Here is a 19049-nt window from a genome sequence, read left to right as displayed (position 1 = left end):
CGTCACTGGATGCGGGAGCCGGCCTTCGCGGTGAAGCGGAACTCGATGGTCATCGGAAGCTCGGCGAGATCCAGCGCCTGACGCAAACGCGGCAGGCCCTCGGCGGCGATCCGCTCGCGGATGGCGGCCAGATCGCCGTCCTGCTCGGCACTCAGCACCACGGCCAGCACCGGCGCGTCCTGCGATCCGCCGAGTGTCGCGTGCGCGGCGTGGACGCCGGGATAGGTCGCGACCTCCGCGGTGAACGGTTCCACGGCGGTGCTCGCGGCCAGCGCGGTGGAACCGGTCTCCTGGTCGAAGCGCCAGGTGTGGGACTTCGGTTTGCGGACGGGCTGCGCGATCAGCCAGCGCAGCGCCAGCAGCCCGACGACCACCGCCGCCCCGGCCACGGCGTACCAGACCCATCCGGGCGGCATGGCGGTGCCGGGGACGAGGGTGGCTCCCGGATCGAGCAGCGGGATCCTGCCGAAATGGGTGCCGACGGCGAATCCGCCGGCGGCGAGCAGGACGACCCCGGCCAGCACCAGCAGAGTGCGGTTCAGCCGGGCGGGTCGGTTGAGGTCGGTCATGACGCGCTCCTGGTGGCCTTGACGCGGACCCGCACGGCCGGGACGGTCGCGGGGCCGATCTGGGAGAGGCGGTGCTCGATGGCCGCGCGGACGGCGTCGGCGAGCCCCGCGGTGTTCGTCCGCCCGGTGGTGACCACCGAGACGATCTTGCTCCGCTTGACCTTCAGCTTCGCCGCCGAGACACCGTCCACAGCGGACGCCGCGGTGCGCAGCGTCGACCGGTAGCTTCGCCGGGAGGCGCCGGAATCGGTGCCGCCGCCGAGCGGCAGCACGGTGGGCCGCCCCGGGACGATCGCGGCCACGAGGAGCAGCAGGCCGAGCAGCGCGACCACGCCGCCCGCGATCGCCGGAAGCGGATCACTCCACTGGGTGCCGTGCAGGGCGGACGCGACGGTTTCGTAGCTGATCCACGGTTTCTCGCCGATGATCGTCTGGACCGCGACGGTGGCGGCCAGCGCGGATCCGGCGAGCACCACGAGGGCGACCAGCACGGCCGGGACGGTGCGGCGGGGGCGCCGTTTCATCGGACCCTCCTCGTTTCGGTCTCCGTGGAATGCAGCGCCGTGACGGTGACGTCGACCCGCGTGACGGCAAGGCCGGAGAGTTCGCCCACGCGGCGGATCAGATGCTCACGCGCGCTTTCGGCGGTGGCACGCACGGAAAGCGGGTACTTCACCGAAAGCCGGACGTCCAAAGTGGCCGTCGAGCCGGTGACATGCGCGCTCACCTTGGCGGCCTGGTCGAGGTCCTCGCCGCCGACCGCGATGCCGAGCACCCGGGAGGCCGCGCCGCCGACGCCGTCGAGTTCGGTGATCGCCCGTGCGGCGATCCGCTCGACGGCGCCGTCGGCCACGGTCAGGGTGCCGCGCCCGTCCGATCCGGGCGCGGCGGCGGTCATGGTGGTCATGCCGATCAGCCCCTGTCGCGGCCCGCCAGGGCCGAAAGGTCGAGCTTGCCGTCGAGGAACCGGCCGACCAGCAAGCCGAGGACCGCGAGCACGAGCACGACGAGGAAGGCGCCGAAGCCGCCGAACGCGCCGGCCACGCCGAGCACGAGACCGGTCAACAGGCCGAGATGGGTGGCGTTCATGAACGTTCTCCTTGTGGTCGGGCGCGAACCGGCGCCGGTGGTCACTGGACGCGGGTGGATTCGGTGTTGTCGTCGGTGTCGTCGTCGCCCGGGATGTACACGTCGGAGACGTTGATGTTGACCTCGACGACCTCGAGCCCGGTCATCTGCTCGACGGCGCCGATCACGTTGCGGCGCACCGATTTGGCGAGATCCGCGATCGCGACGCCGTATTCGACGACGATCTGCAGGTCGACCGCGGCCTGACGCTCGCCGACCTCGACGGAGACGCCCTGCCCGGCGGACGCGGTGGCGCCGGGGATGCGCTCGCGCAGCGCGTTGAACGCCCGGACGGCGCCGCCGCCCAGCGCGTGGACACCGGTGATCTCGCGGGTCGCGAGGCCCGCGACCTTCTGCACGACGGTGTCGGCGATCGTGGTCACGCCCTGGGTGGAGACGAGCGCGCTGTTCTCGGCCGGGGCGGCGGAGTTCGAGTTCGGCTTGGCGGTGGTGGCGGTGTTCGTCATCGCGATCTCCTCGATTCGGATTTCGTTGCCTGCGGTGGAAGTTCTTCGCTCCCACACTCAATAGACCCAGTCGCGCGAAGATCGTCACGACCCGATCGTGTGGTCTGGATCTCACCGATCGCGGGTATGTCTTTCGGTCGCCGGTGACCACAGTGGACGGGCCGAATGCATCCTTCCGGTGATCAAGGCCGTGGCGAACACACCCGTCTGCGTGGTCGGGGACGTCGCTCCCGGAGGTCCCGAGCAACCGGCAGTACACCGACGCGTGCCCGCAAGCGCGCCCGGCGCCCGAAGAAGGTCCGCGCATGGTGCTCGACGGCGTCGACACCACCTGTCTCGATCGGCCGGTGAAGATCCACGTCGGCCGGATCCTCGCCAAGCCGGGCCCCCTGGTCTTCGGGTCACTTCTCTGTTAGGAAAGATTCCTAACTAATGGAGGCGACAATGCGCGGACGTGGTCTGGCGGCGGCGACGGTTCTGGTGGTCCTGTGCGGTGGTTCGGCCGCCGTCGCGGACACGACGACGGCGCGCTCGGCGCGCAACATCATCTACATCCAGGGCGACGGCCTCGGCCTCGGCCAGCGCGACCTGCTCCGCCTGGCGCTCAAGGGCAAGAACGGCGAGCTGGCGATGGACGGGCTCGCCGTCACCGGTCTCGTGCGGACGTCCTCGGCCGACCCCGGCGAGATCGTCACCGACTCGGCCGCCGCGGCCACCGCCCTCGCGACCGGGCACAAGACGCGCAACGGCGCGGTCGGCGTGGACGCGCACGGTCGCCCGCTGGAGACGATCCTCGAACGGGCGAAACGGGCGGGGAAGTCGACCGGCCTGGTGACGACCGCGCAGGTGACCGGCGCGTCTCCCGCGGCCTTCGCGGCGCACGTGCCCAGCCGGGACTCGCAGAGCGACATCGCGAAGCAGTACATCGAGGACAGCCGCCCGGACGTCCTGCTCGGCGGGGGCGAGGACTGGTGGTATCCGAAGGGGAACCCCGGGCTCTGGCCGGACAAGCCGGGCGAGGAGAGCCGCAGCCCGTACGGCGACCTGGTCGAACGCGCGCGGCGAACGGGCTACACCTACGTGCGTGACGGCGACGAGCTGCGGAAGACGCGCGCGAACCGGATCCTCGGCCTGTTCGCGAACGAGGACATGGTCGACTACGGCCCGGACGGCGTCGGGAAGTACGCGCCGCGGGTGCCGCTCCAGCAGATGGCGCGCAAGGCGCTGGACATCCTCTCCGAGAACCCGCGCGGTTTCTTCCTGTTCCTGGAGGAAGAGGGGACCGATGGGATGTCGCACGAGAACAACGCGCACGGCGTGATCGACGCGGGTCGCGCGCTCGACGCCACCGTCGCCGAGGTCATGCGGTTCGTCCGCACGCATCCCGACACGCTGGTGATCATCGGCGGCGACCACGAGACCGGTGGGCTGGCGATCGAGAACCACGACGCCGCCGATACCGACCCCGACCAGGACGGACCGTTCGACGTCCCGGGTTCGAAGCTCCGGTTCACCGTCGACTGGACGACCCACGACCACACCGGCTCCGACACCCCGGTCACGGCCGAAGGCCCCGGCGCCACCCGACTGGGTGGCACGGTCGAGAACACCGACGTCCACTGGGTGATGCGGGCGGCGAGCGGCCTCTGAACCGGAAAAGGCCACCTCCGGCGACGGAGGTGGCCTTCACGGGTGTTTCGGTCAGCCGATGCTTTCGACGACCGCCTCGGCGACCGCCTTCATCGTGGTCCGGCGGTCCATCGCGGTGCGCTGGATCCAGCGGAAGGCGTCCGGTTCGGTGAGTCCCTGACGGCTCATCAGCAGGCCCTTGGCGCGGTCGATGACCTTGCGCGTCTCGAGCCGGTCCGTGAGGCCCGCGACCTCGGACTCGAGTGCCTGGAGCTCGGCGAACCGGCTCACGGCGAGCTCGATGGCGGGCACCAGGTCACGCTTGGCGAACGGCTTGACCAGGTAGGCCATCGTGCCGGCGTCCCTGGCCCGCTCGACGAGGTCGCGCTGGCTGAACGCGGTCAGGATGACGACCGGCGCGATCCGGTCGCCGGTGATCTTGGAGGCGGCCTCGATACCGTCGAGCTTGGGCATCTTGACGTCGAGGATCACCAGGTCGGGCTTCAGTTCGGTGGCCAGGTTGATGGCCTGCTCGCCATCTCCGGCCTCACCGACCACCTCGTAACCCTCTTCGCGGAGCATCTCGACGAGATCCAGCCGGATGAGGGCCTCGTCTTCGGCCACGAGCACCCGCCGCTGGGGTGCGGCGACGGCACCATTGGCCTCGGCAGCCTGCTCGGTCACCGGGGTCCTCCTGAAGGTCGTCGGGCAGTTCGGCTCGCGGTCTGTCCGCGAACCTGAAGCCTACCGGGAACGATCCAGACGGCTAGATGGCGTTCACCACGTCAGACGGGCATCACACTCCAGGCCCGGCGGAAGGCGCGCACCCGTGATCCCGTAAAGTTCACCGGGCACCGCCCCCGTAGCCCAACTGGCAGAGGCAACGGATTCAAAACCCGTCCAGTGTGAGTTCGAATCTCACCGGGGGCACAGACAACATCCCCACAAGCTCAGGCGCGGCTTCGTTTCGCTCGAGTTCGCGCTCGACCGACAGGCCTTCGAAGGCTCGTCGGGCGACGCGTGCGATCGAATCGTTCGTAGTTCTCGCCGCGTCCGCGGGATGCGAGGTCCATGCGTCCAGACTCGACGTCGTGGAAGTGCGCGACGATCACCCAGGATTCGGGGATGGCGGCCTTGGAGTTGCCGAGCTGGCGCAGGATGGATTGGCGGGGATCCTGAGTGCGCAGGTGGTGTCCGTGTCTTGCCCTAGGCCCGTATTGAATCGAGCTCCCGTCGCTTACTCGGTAGCTGACCTGGGTTTCCTGGCTTCTCAGGAACCTTGGTGTTCGGATCGGTCCATGCAATCCGGACGGCTCGCGTACCGTGCCGGAGGTTGAACAAGGTTCCGCCGCCAGGTGGCAGTTCGGTGGGTTCGAGGACTTCGATCAGTGCGCCCTCGTTCGGGGATCCGTTCATCACCATGCCGGGTACACGGAGTTCTCCCAGCCTGCTGATGACCTCGTCGGCGAGTGATCTTGCGCCGCCGCCGGTCCGCCGTGCGACAACCAGATGGAGCCCGACGTCTTTGGACTGCGCAAGGAATTCGACGAGTGGCTTCAGCGGGTTGCTCGTCTGCGTGGCGACCAGGTCGTAGTCGTCGACGATGACGAACAGCTCGGGACCGGTCCACCAGGACCGCGTCTTGAGCTGTTCCTGCGTGACGTCCGGACCGGGGAGGCGCCGGGTCATCGACCCGTGCACGTCCTTGACCATGCTCTCCGGCTGCGCGGCGGACACCGCGTAGCCGAGCAGCTGGTCCCCGCCGACGAAGCCGAGCATCGTGCGCCGGTAGCCGACGAGGATGATGACTGCCTCCTGCGTCGTGTACCGCTCGGTGATGCCCCTGGTGATCTGGCGCAGCAGGTTCGTCTTGCCCGACTCGCCGTCCGCGAACGCGTAGAAGTGCGAATCGGCGGCGAAGTCGAGGTAGACGGGCAGCCGATCTTCCTCGTTGACACCGATCGGCACCAACTTGGAGTCGCGTTTCGAGTCCGACTTGAGAACCTCTTCGTAGGTGACCACTTCCGATACGTTGCCGAGTAAGACCGTTTCGAGTTTGTCGATGACGCTCTGGAGATCATCGTCAGCTTCGGCCACTTGTGGTAACGCAGTGAGAAACCGCATCCCGTCATACAGTCCCCAGCCTGCGCGATCCGGAAGGGTGGCAGCGAGGTCTGGGGCGATCTTCGATTCCGTCGGATCGGGGAGCACCAGTTCTACGCGGGCTTGGAGCAATCGGTCGATTTCCGGTGGTACTTCCGACCAGTGCCTGGCGGTGATCGCGACATGTACCCCCATGTCCAGCCCGGCGCTGGCGATCTTTCTGACGACCTGAGGGAGGGCCTGGAACTCCTGACTGAACTGGTCCCAGCCGTCGATGATCAGGAAAATGTCAGCGTTGTTGCCTGGAGGGAGCTTGCCCATCTCCCGGAGCCGTCGAAACTGGGCGATATTAGGGTCTCACGATTCGTGCTGTTATCTCGCCGGCCATGTCGTGTGGATGTCGTCGACGACATTCTGGTGAGCCTCTGCGGCGCTGCCAGGTCAAGCCTCGATCGCGCGCAGACATCGTTCCGCCTGTTGCCGGAGCGCGTCTTCGAGTTCCGGTGGTCCGCTGACCAGGGTGAAGTCGGTCTGTACCGAGGTGATCATCCACACCAGGTCGGACGTCGTCGGAGCGCCGAGGTGCAGGAGGCAGCGGTGCTCGTCGACGGCCTCGACGGCGCCCATCCCCGGCCATACCCGGTCGGCCACCGCGTCGGCCGATTCGTGCAGCTCGACCGTCGCCTGGTACGGCCAGGCGCGCGCGGAGAGCTGCTGCGCCAGATAGGCCGCGACGTCGTCGAACGGCGGCTCGCGGGGCGTGAACCGGGCGCCGGTGGCCGGTCGCGGGGTGAGGCGATCGACGCGGAAGGTGCGCCAGTCGTCGCGGTCGACGTCGAAGGCGACGAGGTACCAGTGCCTGCCGAAGTGGACCAGGCGGTAGGGCTCGGCGTGCCGCCGGGAAGCACCGCCGCGTGGGCTGACGTAGTCGAAGCGCAGGCGTTCGTGGTGGCGGCACGCGTTCGCGATGGTCATCAGCGTGTCCGCCGAGATCTTCGGGCCGGGCGCCACCCCGGCGCGCACGGTCGCGGTCTGGAGGGTGTTCACCCGATGCCGAAGCCGCGACGGCAGCACCTGCTCCAGCTTGGTGAGCGCGCGCAACGCCGTCTCCTCGATACCGGTGACCGAGCTGCTCGTGGCGGTGCGCAGTCCGACGGCCACCGCGACGGCTTCGTCGTCGTCGAGCAGCAGCGGTGGCAGGGACGCGCCCGCGCCGAGCCGGTAGCCGGGTGTGCCTTGGAGCGCGTGCACCGGGTAGCCGAGTTCCCGCAGGCGCTCGACGTCCCGTCGCACGGTCCGCGTGGTGACGCCGAGGCGTTCGGCCAGGTCGGTACCCGGCCAGTCGCGGTGGGTCTGCAGCAGCGACAGAAGCTTCAGCAGTCGTGCGGAGGTTTCCAGCATGGTTTTCATTCTGCCGTCCGGTTAGGACCGAAGTTGTCCTAACCGGGTTCTAGCGTGGTCCTCATGACACAGGACATCCACCCTTTCTCGATCGACATCCCGCAGGCCGACCTCGACGACCTCGCCACGCGCCTGGCCGCCACCCGCTGGCCGAGCGAACTGCCGGACGTCGGCTGGAGCCGGGGTGTGCCCGCCGGTTACCTCGCCGGACTCGCCGAGTACTGGCGCACCGGTTTCGACTGGCGGGCGCAGGAGGCCGCGCTCAACGCCCACCCGCAGTTCGTCACCACCATCGACGGCCAGCGCCTGCACTTCCTCCACGTGCGCTCGCCGGAACAGGACGCCACGCCGCTGGTCCTGCTGCACGGGTGGCCGGGCGGGGTGACCGACTTCCTCGACGTGATCGGGCCGCTTTCGGACCCGCGGGCGCACGGGGGAGACCCGGCCGACGCCTTCCACCTGGTGATCCCGTCCTTGCCGGGGTTCGGGTTCTCCACGCCGCTGGCCGGACCTGGGATGAGCGCCGCGAAGATGGCGGGCCTGTTCGCCCGGCTGATGGCCGCGCTCGGCTACGAGCGGTACGGCGTGCACGGCTACGACACGGGTTCGTGGGTCGCGCCGGAGATCGGCAAGCAGGATCCGGGGCACGTGCTCGGCGTGCACCTCACCGCGATGATCACGTTCCCGATCGGCGTCGAGGGCGAACTGGACGATCTCCCCGAGGCCGACCAGCGCCGCTGGGAGTCGATGCAGGACTTCAACGACGGCTACCTGCAGTGCAACTCCAAGCGTCCGCAGACGGTGGCCTACGGCCTGCACGATTCGCCCGCCGGTCAGCTCGCGTGGATCGTGGAGAAGTTCAAGGAACTGACGATGCCCGAAGACGCGCTGCCCGAGGAATGCGTGGATCGCGACCGCATGCTCGCCACGATCTCGCTGTACTGGTTCACCGGCACCGCCGGTTCGGCCGCTCAGATCTACTACGAGGAGATCTCGGCGAACGACTGGAGCGGCGGCGACTCCGGTGACTGGGGTGCTGCGGCGCCGACCGTGCCCACCGGTGTGCTCGTGTCCGCGCACGACGTGACCGTTCGTCGCTGGGCCGAGCGCGATCACCACATCGTGCACTGGACCGAACTCGGCCACGGCGGGCACTTCCTCGCCATGGAGGCGCCCGCCGCACTCGTCGACGACGTCCGCGTGTTCTTCCGGAAGGTGCGCTGAGATGGGCGCCCGCGGGACCGCGGTGCTGAGCCCGCGGGCGCTCAACCGCGCCCTTCTCAGCAGGCAACTTCTCCTCGGCCGTGTCGATCTCGGGGTGTCCGAGGCGACCGAGCATCTCTTCGGGCTGAACGCGCAGGACCCGGACCTCGCGTATTTCGCGCTCTGGAACCGGCTCGAACGATTCGCGATCCAGGACCTCACCGTCGCCATCGAGCGAGGCGTCCTGGTGCGGTCCACGATGATGCGGGCCACCCAGCACCTGATGTCGGCGGCCGACTTCCGGCTGGTCCGCCCGGTGCTGGCGCCGCTGCTGCGGCGGGTGCAACGCAACGCCTTCGGCGGCCGCACCACCGGCGTGGACCTCGGCGAACTGGTCGCCGACGCGGCCGAGCTGCTCGGCGGAGGCGTTCTCACCCGGCCCGAGCTGGGGCGGGCGCTCGCGCGAACCCGGCCGGGCGCCGACGCGCAGGCGCTCGGCTGGACCGTGCAGTATCTGCTCGCGCTGGTGCACCCCGCCCCGAGCGGGACGTGGGGCAAACGCGGCGCGACCCCGTTCGCCGTCTTTCCCGGTGTACCCGAAGCCGCCACCGCCGACGACGTGCGCGAGCTGATCCGGCGCTACCTCGCCGCGTTCGGGCCGGCCACCGTCGCCGACGCCCGGACCTGGTCCGGGGTGAGCGGACTGCGTGAGGTCTTCGAACAGCTGCGGCCGGAACTGCGGACATACACCGACGAAGCGGGGCGCGAACTGTTCGACCTGCCGGACCACGAGATCCCTTCGCCGGATCTGCCCGCGCCCGTCCGGCTCCTCGCGGAGTTCGACGCGACCCTGCTCGCCCACGCCGACCGCACGCGCGTGATGACCGAACCGATCCGGCGTCAGGTCTGCCAGGGCGCGGCGGTCGCGGCCACCGTGCTCGTCGACGGCACGGTGGCCGCGACCTGGACGAAGGACCACACAGGGGCGCTCACCGTCGTACCGCTGCGCTCGATCTCCGCTACCGACCGAGAAGCCATCGAAGCCGAAGCCCTGCGGCTACTGGAGTTCGCCGCTCCCGGCGCCGTTCACGGCGTCCAGTTCAGCGAATAGCCCACAGACGAGGAAATGCCGAGAGTTCGAGACTGATCATGGTGACGCCACAGTGCGACGATCCTCGCGGTCGAGGCCTACCACGCGGCCAACGTCCGCACGGCGCTCTACCAGCACTCCGGCGGCATTCTCGGACTCGGGCTGCTCGGCCGCGACCTCCGCGAAGCCAGTGTCAAACTTTCCAACGCACGCGACAGCCTCGACGGCACGACCGACCTCGACCAGGGTGTCGTCGACAAGAACGGCCGCGCGAACATCGTGCCCACCGACGGCAACGGAGACGTCAACACCAGCGCCGCCAACGGCTGATCCGCTGACTTTCCCGGAGGGCCGGTGCGACCGCGCGCCGGCCCTCCGCTCACGAGGCGGTCAGGTCTGACGCGACGTCTCGGTCGCCACCGCGACGGCCACGGCATCCGCGACGGCTTCGGCGGCTTTGGCGGTGTCTTCCCGTGCCGCGGCGGCCGGGCCGTCATCCTCGTTCCGGATGGCAGGCGACCGCGGCAGATTCTCGGCGAAGGCGCGAGAAACGTTCTTCAGCGCGGAAGTGACCTCGCTGGGAATGACGAAGAACGTGTTTCCCTCGCCCTGGGCCAATTGCGGCAGGGTCTGCAGGTATTGGTACGCGAGCAGTTTCGGGTCGGCGTCGTTGCGGTGCACGGCCTGGAAGACCTGATCGATGGCGCGCGCTTCGCCTTCGGCCTTGAGGATCTCGGCCGTCCGGTTTCCTTCTGCGCGCAGCACGGCGGCCTGTTTGTCGCCTTCGGCGGTGAGGATCTGGGATTGACGCTGTCCCTCGGCCGCCAGGATCGCGGCGCGTTTCGCCCGTTCCGCGCGCATTTGCTTCTCCATGGCGTCCTTGATGGTCGCCGGCGGGTCGATCGCCTTGATCTCGACCCGGTTGACCCGCAGGCCCCATTTGCCGGTCGCGTCGTCGAGGACGCCGCGCAGCTGGCTGTTGATGGTGTCGCGAGATGTCAGTGTGCGTTCGAGGTCCATGGAGCCGACGACGTTGCGCAGGGTCGTCACGGTGAGTTGTTCCACGGCCTGCAGGAAACTGGCGATTTCGTAGGCGGCCGCGCGCGGGTCGGTGACCTGGAAGTAGAGCACCGTGTCGATCTCGACGACGAGGTTGTCCTCGGTGATCACCGGCCGCGGTTCGAAGGACACGACCTGTTCGCGGAGGTCGATTTTCGGGTACACCCGATCGATGTACGGGATGACGAAGTTGAGCCCGGGGGACAGCGTCCGGTGGTAGCGGCCGAGCCGTTCCACGTTGCGGGCTCTGGCTTGCGGCACGATGCGTACGGCTCGCAGCACGGTGACGACGGCGAGCAGGGCGACCACCATGGTCGCGATCAGGGCGGCGGAGATTTCCATGGTCCCTCCCGTGGGTAGACGAGGACAGTGCTTCCTCGGACCTCCATGACGTCCACGACCGAACCCGCCGGGATCACCGGTGTCCCGTCGTAGGCGCGGGCGGTCCATTCCTCACCGGCCAGCCGGACTCGTCCGTCCACATCGGACACGTCTTCGAGGACGGTCGCCGGTTTCCCGACCAGGGCGTCGATTCCGAATCGCGCGAGTTGCGGGTGCTGCAGCTGTCTCAGGGCGATCGGCCGGATCAGCACGACACCCACGGTCGAGACCACGATGAACACCAGCAGCTGACCGGCCAGTGGTAGCCCGATGGCGGCCGCGCCCGCGGTGAGGAGTGCCGCGCCACCGAGAATGCCGAGCGCGGCGGTCACGCTGAAGGCTTCCGCGACCCCGAGGATCACGGCGAAGATCAGCCAGATGACCCAGTCGTCCATGAGCGACCTCCGTTCACGGCTCGATGAGCCCGGCGCGGATGGCGTAGCGGGTGAGTTCGAGCCGGTCCTTCAGCCCGAGTTTGTGCAGCAGGTTCGCCCGATGCCGCTCGACGGTCTTGACGCTGATGACGAGCAGGTCGGCGATCTCCCTGGAGGAGTGGCCTTCCGCGACGAGTTTGAGGATCTCCTCCTCCCGGTCGGTGATGGCCTTGGCCGGTAGTTCGGCGCCGTCGCGGGCGCGGTCGAGGTAGTTGCGGATCAGGGCGTTCACGGCTCCTGGATAGAGGAAGGGCTCGCCGCGCATGGCCGCGCGGCAGGCCTCCACCAGGTCGCGGTCGGCGACGGATTTGAGCACGTACCCCGACGCGCCGGCTTTGAGCGCCTCGAAGAAGTACTGCTCGTTGTCGTACATGGTGAGGATGAGGATCCGCAGATCGGGCTGGAGCCGGGAAAGTTCGCGCGCGGCCTGCAGCCCGGTCAGGCGCGGCATCGCGATGTCGAGGATGGCCAGATCGGGCCGGTCCGCGCGGGCGCGTTCGATCGCCTCGGCACCGTCGCCCGCTTCGGCGACCACGGTCAGATCCGGTTCGTTGTCGAGTATCAGGCGGACGCCGCGACGGACCAGGGAGTGGTCGTCGGCCAGGAGCACACGGGTGGACGGCATGGTCATCGGCTCCCGATCGGAACGTGCAGTCGGACTTCGGTGCCGCCGCGCGGGCCGGGACCGACGACGAGTTCGGCGCCGACGAGCAGGGCCCGTTCCCGCATCCCGCGGATCCCTGCCCCCTCGCCGGCGGTGCCAAGCCCGCGGCCGTCGTCGCGGATCCGCAGCCGGACACCGTCGTCGGCCCTGGTCAGGGCGACTTCGAGGGTCCGGGCGCCGGCGTGGCGGGCGGTGTTGGTGATGGCCTCCTGCGCGACCCGGTAGACGACCAGTTCGGCTTCTTCTCCCAGTTCCGGCAGGTCGGGGTCGAACCGGCGGCGCACGGCCAGGTCGCTGTGCCCGGAGATTTCGGTCGTCAGCGCCTTCAACGCGCTGATCAGGCCCAGTTGCTCCAGGTCGCCGGGCCGCAGCCGCCGTGCGATGCGGCGGATCTCGTCGAGGCTGCCGCGGGTGGTCTCCTGCACCTGTCGCAGTTCGTCGCGGACCGGGGCAGGTGCGTGGTCGGCCACCCGTTTCAGTTCCAGCAGGACCGCGGTGAGCGTCTGGCCGACCTCGTCGTGCAGTTCCTGGGCGACCCGGCGGCGTTCGTCCTCCTGCGCGGTCAACGCCCGCGCCGCGCTGTCACCCCGTTCGGCCTCCAGCCGGTCGAGCATGCTGTTGAACGTCTCGATCAGGTCGGCGATCCCGTCGTGCCCGGTGACCGCGGTGCGGGGACCGGGCCGCAGCAGATCCGTGGTGGTCATGGCGCGCGTGAGCCGTTTCAGCGGGGCGAGCCCGACCCGCAGCAGCACCGCGTTGGCGATGAGCATCGCGGCGAGCCCGCCGGTCACGATCATCGCTTCGGTGAACAGCACCGGGGTGGACACGGTGACCGGGCCGAGCAGGAGCAGCACCATCGCCACGAGCAGCACCGCCGCGTTGAGCAGGAAGATCCGCCAGAACAAGGACACGGTGCGCTCCTTTCCCGGGTCGCGATGATCCGTACCGCCAGGTTGCCGGGCGGACCCCGGCCGTGTCCATCCGGGCCGGCACCCATCCGCGTACATGGTGTCCCCCGCCGGAAATGGGTGCCGGCACCGATGGTTCCCGTTCGGCGGCGCGGAAAGACTGATTCCCGTCCCAGCATCGAGATCAGGGAACCGAGGTGAGCCCCGTGGTCACCGGCTCGAAGACCGGGGAAGGCGAACCCCTGACCAGCCACGCCGAACGGGTTGATGCCATGCGCGCCAGCGATATCGCGATCACCGTGCCGACCGTCACCGCGGACGACCCGGTGACGCAGGCGATCCGGGTGATGGCGGTCAGCAGGCTGCCGGGGCTGATCGTGGTCGACCACCTGTCGAGGCCGCGCATGGTCCTGCCGGGAACCCAGGTGCTGCGTCTCGCCGTCCCCGGGTCCTATCAGGACGATCCCGCGCTCGTCCGCGCCGTCGACGAGGAACATGCCGACGAGTTCTGGCGTGAACTGGGCAACCTCACCGTCCGCGATTGCGCGGCGCACCGCGCGGTGAAACCGGTGATCGTCCGCGCCGACGCCACCCTGCTGGAGATCGCGGCGCTCATGGCCCGCCAGCACAGTCCGCTCGTCGCGGTCGTCGACGACCACGGCGTCCTGATCGGCGCTGTCACCCTCGAACGCCTGATCACCGGCCTCGCCGTGTTCGGCATCGGCGACTAGCGCGTTCCTCCACGTTCGAAAGGTCGGTTCCGTGCGCTCGTCCTCGCCTGTCCGCCATCGCGGCTCCTGCCACCTCACGACCGGCCAGGCCGGACCGCCGGGATGCCGCCGGTGAGCGCCGTCCTCGCCCTCACGATCTTCCTCGTCGCCTTCTATTTCATCGCCACCGAGAAGGCCGACAAGGTCAAGGTCGTGCTCGTCGCCTCGGCGCTGATGGCCGTCCTGCAACTGATCCCCGGCGCGGAGGTGTTCTTCTCCGAACACGCGGGGATCGACTGGAACGTCATCTTCCTGCTGTTCGGCATGATGATCATCGTCGGCATCGTCAAACAGACCGGGATCTTCGACTACCTCGCGATCTGGTCGGCCAAGAAGGCCCGCGGCAAGCCGTATCGCCTGATGGTCATGCTGATGGGCATCACCGCGGTCGCGTCGCCGTTCCTGGACAACGTCACCACGATCATGCTCGTCGCGCCGGTGACGATCGTGCTGTGCAACCGCCTGCGGATCCCCGCGCAGCCGTACCTCATCGCCGAGGTGCTGGCGTCCAACATCGGCGGCGCCGCGACCCTGATCGGGGACCCGCCGAACATCATCATCGGCAGCCGGGCCGGACTCACCTTCACCGACTTCCTCGTGCACATGACGCCGATCGTGGTGATCATCTTCGCCGCGTTCGTGCTGCTGACACGAGTGCTCTTCCGCACATCGTTCCAGTACAACCCCGAACGCGTCGCCGCCGTGATGGCGTTGCAGGAACGGCGTGCGATCACCGACCCGGCCATGCTGCGGCGCTGCCTGGTCGTGTTCGCGATCGTGGTCGCCGGATTCAGCCTGCACGCCGTCGCCCATCTCGACCCGGCCGTCATCGCCATGGTCGGGGCGGGCCTGATGCTCCTGGTCACCAAGGCCGACGTCGGCGACGTGCTGCGCGAGGTCGAATGGCGCACCCTCGTGTTCTTCATGGGATTGTTCGTGATGGTCGCGGGCCTGGTGCACACCGGCGTCATCGAGACCATCGGCGGCTGGGTGATCCAGGGTTTCGGCGACAACCACTTCCTCGCCGCCACCGCGCTGCTGTTCGGCTCCGGTGTTCTCGGCGCCTTCTTCGACAACATCCCGTACGTGGCGACGATGAGCCCGATCGTCGAAGGAATGGTCGCCGACGTCCCCGATCCGCAGACCGGGCAGGCACTCTGGTGGTCCTTCGCCCTCGGAGCCGACTTCGGGGGCAACGGGACCGCGGTCGCGGCCAGCGCGAACGTCGTGGCGCTCGGTATCGCCGCCCGGTCCGGGCATCGGATCACGTTCTGGCAGTTCACGAAGTACGGCATCGTCGTCACGGTGCTGAGCACGGTGATGGCCTGGGGCTACGTCTGGCTTCGCTACTTCACCTGATGGCGGAAAGCGAGATTCTTCAGGTACTCGCCTGGATTACGCCCGCCATGGAGGAAGGCCGTGGTCCCCGGTCAGCCGAACCGGACTTCGGGGATCGCCGCCATCAGCCGTTCCCACTCGGGATACCTGGCGAGCTTGCCTTGGTAGACGGAGGTGATCTTCGCGGCCAGCTCCGGATCGGGATCGTCGGAAACGGCGAGACCGACGTGCAGCTTGGCGTAGTGCGGGAGGATCTCCGGGTCTCCGGCCAGATGGACGGGGTCGTACATGTAGCGCTCGAACGCGTCGAGGTCGGCGAGGCCGAAGGAATAGCCGTGGGTGAAGCCGTCGGCCGGATCGCCGAGAAGCCTGCCGACCGTGGAGAACGCCACCGGCTCCACCGCCGCGGTCCGGCGGATCAGTGCCAAGGCGCGGGTCTTCTGCTCGTCGGTGCTCTCCTCGCGGAACGCGAAGCGCATGAACTGGACGATCAAGACTTCCTCCTCTACTTTGAACCTGCAAGTTCAAAATAGTGAACGGATGGGTTCATGCGCAATGCCGGCAAACGCCAAGCGATCTTGGACGTGGCCTTCACGGTCTTCGCGCGCCATGGGTACGCCCGGGCGTCCGTCCAGCAGATCGCGGACGAGGCGAACGTCGCGAAACCCACCGTGTACAACCACTTCAGCGACAAGGAGACGTTGTTCCGCGGCGCGATGGCGGCCGCCGCCGACGGAGTCGCCGCCGAATCGCTCGACGCCGTCGAACCACTGCGCGACGTGGGGACCGATGTCCGCGCGGCACTCGGAAACGCCGCGTCCCGGCTGCTGCGGATCTGCTCCGACGAGCGTTCGCACGCGCTGCGGTCACTGGCCTACGCCGAGCTGGCCATGTTCCCGGAGCTGGCGGTCACCATGCAGGAGCGCACGTCGGTACACCTGACCGACGCCTTGGCCGACCGGTTCGCCCGCCTCGCCCTTTCCGGCGCTCTTCGCTCCTGCGACCCGGCCAGTGCCGCCGAGCAGTTCCTCGCTCTGCTGATCGGACCGCTGGAATCCCGCTCCCGACTGGGCGCTCGCGCACTCCCGGAGGACGAACTCGACGGTATCGCGGCGGCCGCCGTCGACACCTTCGTGCGCGCCTACGTCCCATGAAGTGTCCAAAAAGGACTTGCAGTGCCGGATAGCTCACAGTCCAGCTGGTGAGACCGCGGCGCCGAAGCTGGGTAGGACGCCGTTCTGGACCGTCGACATTCACAACGCGTCGGCGGTGCTTCGGCAGCCGGCGGATCGGGAACGAGTTTCCGGGGAAATGAGTCGGGTCGCCCCGCGAGTCCTGGAGGGTGTTCGCCTCGACGACGTTCCGTGGTGACGAACACCCTTTCGCGCGGCTACGCGGCCACGGACTTCCGGATCGCGTATTCGCCCGGTTCGCACTTCGCGATGGAGAACTTCACGATCGCCGTGGTCCCGGATACCCGGCGGGAGCCGAGGTTGCCCTCTTCGGAGTACTCATATCCCTTCCAGGCGCATGTGATCACCGTCCTGAACGTTCCGGTTCCGGAGTGGCAAGCACCCCGTGCTCCCACGTTGTAGCCGCCTTCGGTGATCCACGTGCTACTGCAGCTGCCGACGGCGGCCTGTGCCGTCGCGGGAACGGCGACCGCCGCGGTGGTCAACGCGCCGAATACCGCGCACACGGTGCTGAACCGACGAAATCGCATGACTTCCTCCCCGAATGGTGCTGGTTGGAGAAGCAGCCTCCCTGGCATGGGCCAGGAGCGCGATACTTTTGCGGGAGGCCGCAAAAGCGCTGGTAGCGGTATGGGCGCCCGCGAGACCGGTCCCTCGCCCGGCCGGTACCGCCGGTTTCCCGTGCCGCCCGCGCCGGTGACTTCGACGTCGCCGTGGTGGTCCGACGGCTCCGCCGGATGGGCCGTACGGATGTATCGAGCGGCAGTTTCCGCGCTTTCGGTCGCGTCGGCGACGGGGGGTCACCTAGTTTTCCGACTGGCGTACTTGTCCGTGCACAAGTAACCGGGGAGGCCGGTCACCTGTGCTCGGCGGGGCTTGCCGTCTCTACCGTGACTTTCCTTGCCTAGTAAGGGATTCAGTATGCGCAGATGGATGACCAGATTACTCGTGGCCGGTGTGCTCGCGACGACCGCCGCGGCTACCGTCACGGCGGTCGGCACCGCCGCCGCGGCCGACGGTGTCTCGGCCGCGGCCGCCGAGTCGACGTTCCCGCTCGCCGACCCGGACACCGTCCAGGCGAAGGACGGCTCTTACGTCACCTACGGCACCTCGATCGGCGCCGGTGTCGGTGCCCGGTGCGGCGTGACCGGCCACCTGTTCGTGCCGGTGCTCGTGCACGGCTCCGGCAACACCGTCGGTGTGGGCACCTGCGCGTCCGCCGACGCGCTGCCCAACGGGCCGGGTAGCTGGGCGGAGGGCAACGTCTGGGCGCCCGGCGTCGTCCGCTTCGGCGACACCTACTTCATGTACTACACCGCGTCCAAGCGGGGAAGCGGCCAGAAATGCCTCGGCCGCGCCGTCTCGGGCAGCGCGCGGGGACCGTTCACCAACCCCGTCGAGTGGGCGTGCCCGGGCAGCGGCCGCTGGGCCATCGACGCGAACCCGTTCGTCTCGGGCAGCTCCATGTACGTCGCCTACCGGGACGACGCGATCACCTCGTACCCGGAGACCGGCATCTCGATCGTGCGCACCCACTCCAACGGCATGGCGGACTGGGACACCCGCCGGGACGCGTTGAAGAGCACCGACATCGGCTGGGAGACCATCCGGATGAGCGGCGGCACGCACGTGGTCGAGAACCCGTCGATGTTCAAGTCCGCCGACGGTTACTGGTACCTGGCCTACTCCGGCAACAACTGGGACAGCGCGCGGTACGCGACCGGCATCGCCAGGTGCGGCACCGGCCCGCTCCCGTCGACACGCTGCACGCCGCGGCAGAACGGGGGCGAGCGGCCGTACTTCGGGTACACCGGCACCGGGGGCCTCAACCCCTACCGCGGCCTTCCCGGCAACCACCCCGGCCCGGGCGGGATGGACTTCTTCCAGGCGGCGAACGGCCAGTACCACGCGGTCTACCACTGGTGGAACGGCAGCCGCCGGTTCCCGATCGTGGCGACGGTCCTCCGCAACGACGGCGGCTTCTACCTCAGCTGACCGCACCTGACGCGGACCGAACGGCGCGTTCGCCTGCTCAGCACCGTGAACGCGCCGTTCACCGATCAGTTTTCCGCGCCGCTCCCGTCTGTACGAGGGAGACCGGCTCACGGAGAGGCTGACACCATGCGGAAACTGACCTTCGCGATGAATGTGACCCTGGACGGCTACATCGCCGCGCCCGGCGACGACCTCGGCTGGAGCGGAGGTGAGGGCCCGGACTCGTCGCCGAGCGACGAGTTGTTCCAGTGGTGGTCCGACCGGGTGGCGGCGACGGGGCTCGCGCTGTACGGGCGCAAGCTGTGGGAGGCGATGAGCTCCCCTTGGCCGACCGCCGACCAGCGGCCCGGCGCGACCCCGGCGGAGATCGAGTACGCCGGGCGCTGGCGGGACATGCCGAAGGTCGTGTTCTCCTCGACGACCGGCACGGTCGGCTGGAACACCCGCCTGGTCACCGGCGACGCGGTCACCGAGATCACCCGGCTCAAGGCCGAGGACGGCGGTCCGATGGACATCGGCGGCGCCACGCTCGCCGGAGCCGCCATGCGGGCCGGGCTGATCGACGAGTACGTGCTGGTCACCGTGCCGGTTCTGGTGGGCGGCGGCACGCCGTTCTTCACCGCGTTGGACGGCTGGGTGAACCTGGACCTCGTGGAGACGCGCACGTTTCCCGGCGGTGTGCTGATGACCCGCTACGCGACGCGGCCTCGCCGATGA

22 protein-coding genes, 1 tRNA gene and 1 pseudogene are annotated in these 19049 nt (G+C 68.7%); 10 read left to right on the top strand and 14 right to left on the bottom strand.

Annotated elements, in window-relative coordinates; genetic code table 11:
• Positions 1-2: 2 nt before the first annotated feature.
• Genes ACOCEP_RS38755 through ACOCEP_RS38735 form a run of 5 tightly spaced genes read right to left on the bottom strand, consistent with a single transcriptional unit; the run spans position 3 to position 2164 of the window.
• Positions 3-569 carry an alkaline shock response membrane anchor protein AmaP gene (locus tag ACOCEP_RS38755; RefSeq protein ID WP_482334903.1) on the bottom strand — a complete coding sequence of 189 codons (567 nt, stop codon included), beginning with the start codon at positions 567-569 and terminating at the stop codon, positions 3-5.
• Entirely contained in the window at positions 566-1093 is a 528-nt protein-coding gene (locus ACOCEP_RS38750) for a DUF6286 domain-containing protein (protein ID WP_482334901.1), read from the bottom strand. The genes ACOCEP_RS38755 and ACOCEP_RS38750 overlap by 4 nt, the downstream gene beginning before the upstream one ends.
• Positions 1090-1476: an Asp23/Gls24 family envelope stress response protein gene (locus ACOCEP_RS38745; RefSeq protein ID WP_482334899.1), complete on the bottom strand. Its 387-nt coding sequence runs from the start codon at positions 1474-1476 to the stop codon at positions 1090-1092. Before ACOCEP_RS38745 ends, ACOCEP_RS38750 begins: the two co-directional genes overlap by 4 nt.
• Positions 1477-1481: 5 nt before the next feature.
• Positions 1482-1658 carry a hypothetical protein gene (locus tag ACOCEP_RS38740; RefSeq protein ID WP_005154991.1) on the bottom strand — a complete coding sequence of 59 codons (177 nt, stop codon included), beginning with the start codon at positions 1656-1658 and terminating at the stop codon, positions 1482-1484.
• Positions 1659-1699: 41 nt separating this feature from the next.
• Entirely contained in the window at positions 1700-2164 is a 465-nt protein-coding gene (locus ACOCEP_RS38735; RefSeq protein WP_482334896.1) for an Asp23/Gls24 family envelope stress response protein, read from the bottom strand.
• Between the two features lie 444 nt (positions 2165-2608).
• Between ACOCEP_RS38735 and ACOCEP_RS38730 the strand changes: the two genes are divergently transcribed.
• The gene (locus tag ACOCEP_RS38730) at positions 2609-3814 is read left to right on the top strand and encodes an alkaline phosphatase (protein ID WP_482334894.1); all 1206 of its coding nucleotides are present in this window, start codon (positions 2609-2611) and stop codon (positions 3812-3814) included.
• A gap of 51 nt (positions 3815-3865) precedes the next feature.
• Here ACOCEP_RS38730 and ACOCEP_RS38725 read toward each other — a convergent pair whose 3' ends face one another.
• Positions 3866-4477 carry an ANTAR domain-containing response regulator gene (locus tag ACOCEP_RS38725; RefSeq protein ID WP_005157321.1) on the bottom strand — a complete coding sequence of 204 codons (612 nt, stop codon included), beginning with the start codon at positions 4475-4477 and terminating at the stop codon, positions 3866-3868.
• A gap of 172 nt (positions 4478-4649) precedes the next feature.
• Between ACOCEP_RS38725 and ACOCEP_RS38720 the strand changes: the two genes are divergently transcribed.
• Positions 4650-4723: transfer RNA gene (locus ACOCEP_RS38720), tRNA-Leu, on the top strand.
• Positions 4724-4999: 276 nt separating this feature from the next.
• Here the strand turns inward: ACOCEP_RS38720 and eccCb are convergent.
• Positions 5000-6244: a type VII secretion protein EccCb gene (gene eccCb, locus ACOCEP_RS38715; protein WP_482339899.1), complete on the bottom strand. Its 1245-nt coding sequence runs from the start codon at positions 6242-6244 to the stop codon at positions 5000-5002.
• A 93-nt stretch (positions 6245-6337) separates the two neighbouring features.
• The gene (locus ACOCEP_RS38710) at positions 6338-7297 is read right to left on the bottom strand and encodes a helix-turn-helix transcriptional regulator (protein WP_482334891.1); all 960 of its coding nucleotides are present in this window, start codon (positions 7295-7297) and stop codon (positions 6338-6340) included.
• A gap of 63 nt (positions 7298-7360) precedes the next feature.
• Here ACOCEP_RS38710 and ACOCEP_RS38705 point away from each other — a divergent pair, with 63 nt between their 5' ends.
• The 3 genes and pseudogenes from ACOCEP_RS38705 to ACOCEP_RS38695 all read left to right on the top strand — a co-directional run.
• Positions 7361-8521, top strand: coding sequence for an epoxide hydrolase family protein (locus ACOCEP_RS38705; protein ID WP_482334889.1), 1161 nt, complete (start codon positions 7361-7363; stop codon positions 8519-8521).
• 1 nt (position 8522) lies between these two features.
• Positions 8523-9611, top strand: a complete 1089-nt coding sequence (locus ACOCEP_RS38700) for a winged helix DNA-binding domain-containing protein (RefSeq protein WP_482334887.1) — start codon at positions 8523-8525, stop codon at positions 9609-9611.
• Positions 9612-9662: 51 nt separating this feature from the next.
• Positions 9663-9920, top strand: a pseudogene (locus ACOCEP_RS38695) (ferritin-like domain-containing protein); the annotation flags it as partial.
• Between the two features lie 60 nt (positions 9921-9980).
• On the opposite strand, the gene ACOCEP_RS38690 reads toward ACOCEP_RS38695, so the two are convergent.
• Genes ACOCEP_RS38690 through ACOCEP_RS38675 form a run of 4 tightly spaced genes read right to left on the bottom strand, consistent with a single transcriptional unit; the run spans position 9981 to position 13039 of the window.
• The gene (locus ACOCEP_RS38690; protein WP_482334886.1) at positions 9981-10991 is read right to left on the bottom strand and encodes an SPFH domain-containing protein; all 1011 of its coding nucleotides are present in this window, start codon (positions 10989-10991) and stop codon (positions 9981-9983) included.
• Entirely contained in the window at positions 10970-11425 is a 456-nt protein-coding gene (locus ACOCEP_RS38685) for an NfeD family protein (RefSeq protein WP_482334884.1), read from the bottom strand. Before ACOCEP_RS38685 ends, ACOCEP_RS38690 begins: the two co-directional genes overlap by 22 nt.
• A gap of 13 nt (positions 11426-11438) precedes the next feature.
• A complete protein-coding gene (locus ACOCEP_RS38680; RefSeq protein WP_482334882.1) occupies positions 11439-12089 on the bottom strand; it encodes a response regulator in 651 nt (216 codons plus the stop codon).
• A gap of 2 nt (positions 12090-12091) precedes the next feature.
• A complete protein-coding gene (locus ACOCEP_RS38675; RefSeq protein WP_482334880.1) occupies positions 12092-13039 on the bottom strand; it encodes a HAMP domain-containing sensor histidine kinase in 948 nt (315 codons plus the stop codon).
• Between the two features lie 194 nt (positions 13040-13233).
• On the opposite strand from ACOCEP_RS38675, the gene ACOCEP_RS38670 reads away from it, so the two are divergent.
• A complete protein-coding gene (locus ACOCEP_RS38670; protein ID WP_482334878.1) occupies positions 13234-13767 on the top strand; it encodes a CBS domain-containing protein in 534 nt (177 codons plus the stop codon).
• A 111-nt stretch (positions 13768-13878) separates the two neighbouring features.
• Complete coding sequence (locus ACOCEP_RS38665; protein WP_482334876.1) at positions 13879-15165, top strand: ArsB/NhaD family transporter; 1287 nt, start codon at positions 13879-13881, stop codon at positions 15163-15165.
• A 71-nt stretch (positions 15166-15236) separates the two neighbouring features.
• Here the strand turns inward: ACOCEP_RS38665 and ACOCEP_RS38660 are convergent, their stop codons facing one another.
• Positions 15237-15638 carry a Dabb family protein gene (locus ACOCEP_RS38660; protein ID WP_482334874.1) on the bottom strand — a complete coding sequence of 134 codons (402 nt, stop codon included), beginning with the start codon at positions 15636-15638 and terminating at the stop codon, positions 15237-15239.
• A 54-nt stretch (positions 15639-15692) separates the two neighbouring features.
• Here ACOCEP_RS38660 and ACOCEP_RS38655 point away from each other — a divergent pair, with 54 nt between their 5' ends.
• Positions 15693-16298, top strand: coding sequence for a TetR/AcrR family transcriptional regulator (locus ACOCEP_RS38655; RefSeq protein WP_482334872.1), 606 nt, complete (start codon positions 15693-15695; stop codon positions 16296-16298).
• A 236-nt stretch (positions 16299-16534) separates the two neighbouring features.
• Here ACOCEP_RS38655 and ACOCEP_RS38650 read toward each other — a convergent pair whose 3' ends face one another.
• Positions 16535-16867: a hypothetical protein gene (locus ACOCEP_RS38650; RefSeq protein WP_482334870.1), complete on the bottom strand. Its 333-nt coding sequence runs from the start codon at positions 16865-16867 to the stop codon at positions 16535-16537.
• A 403-nt stretch (positions 16868-17270) separates the two neighbouring features.
• Between ACOCEP_RS38650 and ACOCEP_RS38645 the strand changes: the two genes are divergently transcribed.
• Both ACOCEP_RS38645 and ACOCEP_RS38640 read left to right on the top strand, forming a co-directional pair.
• Positions 17271-18332 carry a family 43 glycosylhydrolase gene (locus tag ACOCEP_RS38645; protein WP_482334868.1) on the top strand — a complete coding sequence of 354 codons (1062 nt, stop codon included), beginning with the start codon at positions 17271-17273 and terminating at the stop codon, positions 18330-18332.
• Positions 18333-18458: 126 nt separating this feature from the next.
• Complete coding sequence (locus ACOCEP_RS38640) at positions 18459-19049, top strand: dihydrofolate reductase family protein (RefSeq protein WP_482334866.1); 591 nt, start codon at positions 18459-18461, stop codon at positions 19047-19049.

This window comes from Amycolatopsis sp. CA-211722 (genome assembly GCF_056828465.1).
This window is presented reverse-complemented; position numbering and strand designations above follow the sequence as displayed.

What these genes read in the sequence shown, in the direction of transcription:
- ACOCEP_RS38755 (WP_482334903.1), bottom strand. Translation starts at nt 569, where the DNA reads ATGACCGACCTCAACCGACCCGCCCGGCTGAACCGCACTCTGCTGGTG.
- ACOCEP_RS38750 (WP_482334901.1), bottom strand. Translation starts at nt 1,093, where the DNA reads ATGAAACGGCGCCCCCGCCGCACCGTCCCGGCCGTGCTGGTCGCCCTC.
- ACOCEP_RS38745 (WP_482334899.1), bottom strand. Translation starts at nt 1,476, where the DNA reads ATGACCACCATGACCGCCGCCGCGCCCGGATCGGACGGGCGCGGCACC.
- ACOCEP_RS38740 (WP_005154991.1), bottom strand. Translation starts at nt 1,658, where the DNA reads ATGAACGCCACCCATCTCGGCCTGTTGACCGGTCTCGTGCTCGGCGTG.
- ACOCEP_RS38735 (WP_482334896.1), bottom strand. Translation starts at nt 2,164, where the DNA reads ATGACGAACACCGCCACCACCGCCAAGCCGAACTCGAACTCCGCCGCC.
- ACOCEP_RS38730 (WP_482334894.1), top strand. Translation starts at nt 2,609, where the DNA reads ATGCGCGGACGTGGTCTGGCGGCGGCGACGGTTCTGGTGGTCCTGTGC.
- ACOCEP_RS38710 (WP_482334891.1), bottom strand. Translation starts at nt 7,297, where the DNA reads ATGCTGGAAACCTCCGCACGACTGCTGAAGCTTCTGTCGCTGCTGCAG.
- ACOCEP_RS38705 (WP_482334889.1), top strand. Translation starts at nt 7,361, where the DNA reads ATGACACAGGACATCCACCCTTTCTCGATCGACATCCCGCAGGCCGAC.
- ACOCEP_RS38700 (WP_482334887.1), top strand. Translation starts at nt 8,523, where the DNA reads ATGGGCGCCCGCGGGACCGCGGTGCTGAGCCCGCGGGCGCTCAACCGC.
- ACOCEP_RS38690 (WP_482334886.1), bottom strand. Translation starts at nt 10,991, where the DNA reads ATGGAAATCTCCGCCGCCCTGATCGCGACCATGGTGGTCGCCCTGCTC.
- ACOCEP_RS38685 (WP_482334884.1), bottom strand. Translation starts at nt 11,425, where the DNA reads ATGGACGACTGGGTCATCTGGCTGATCTTCGCCGTGATCCTCGGGGTC.
- ACOCEP_RS38680 (WP_482334882.1), bottom strand. Translation starts at nt 12,089, where the DNA reads ATGCCGTCCACCCGTGTGCTCCTGGCCGACGACCACTCCCTGGTCCGT.
- ACOCEP_RS38655 (WP_482334872.1), top strand. Translation starts at nt 15,693, where the DNA reads ATGCGCAATGCCGGCAAACGCCAAGCGATCTTGGACGTGGCCTTCACG.
- ACOCEP_RS38650 (WP_482334870.1), bottom strand. Translation starts at nt 16,867, where the DNA reads ATGCGATTTCGTCGGTTCAGCACCGTGTGCGCGGTATTCGGCGCGTTG.
- ACOCEP_RS38645 (WP_482334868.1), top strand. Translation starts at nt 17,271, where the DNA reads ATGACCAGATTACTCGTGGCCGGTGTGCTCGCGACGACCGCCGCGGCT.
- ACOCEP_RS38640 (WP_482334866.1), top strand. Translation starts at nt 18,459, where the DNA reads ATGCGGAAACTGACCTTCGCGATGAATGTGACCCTGGACGGCTACATC.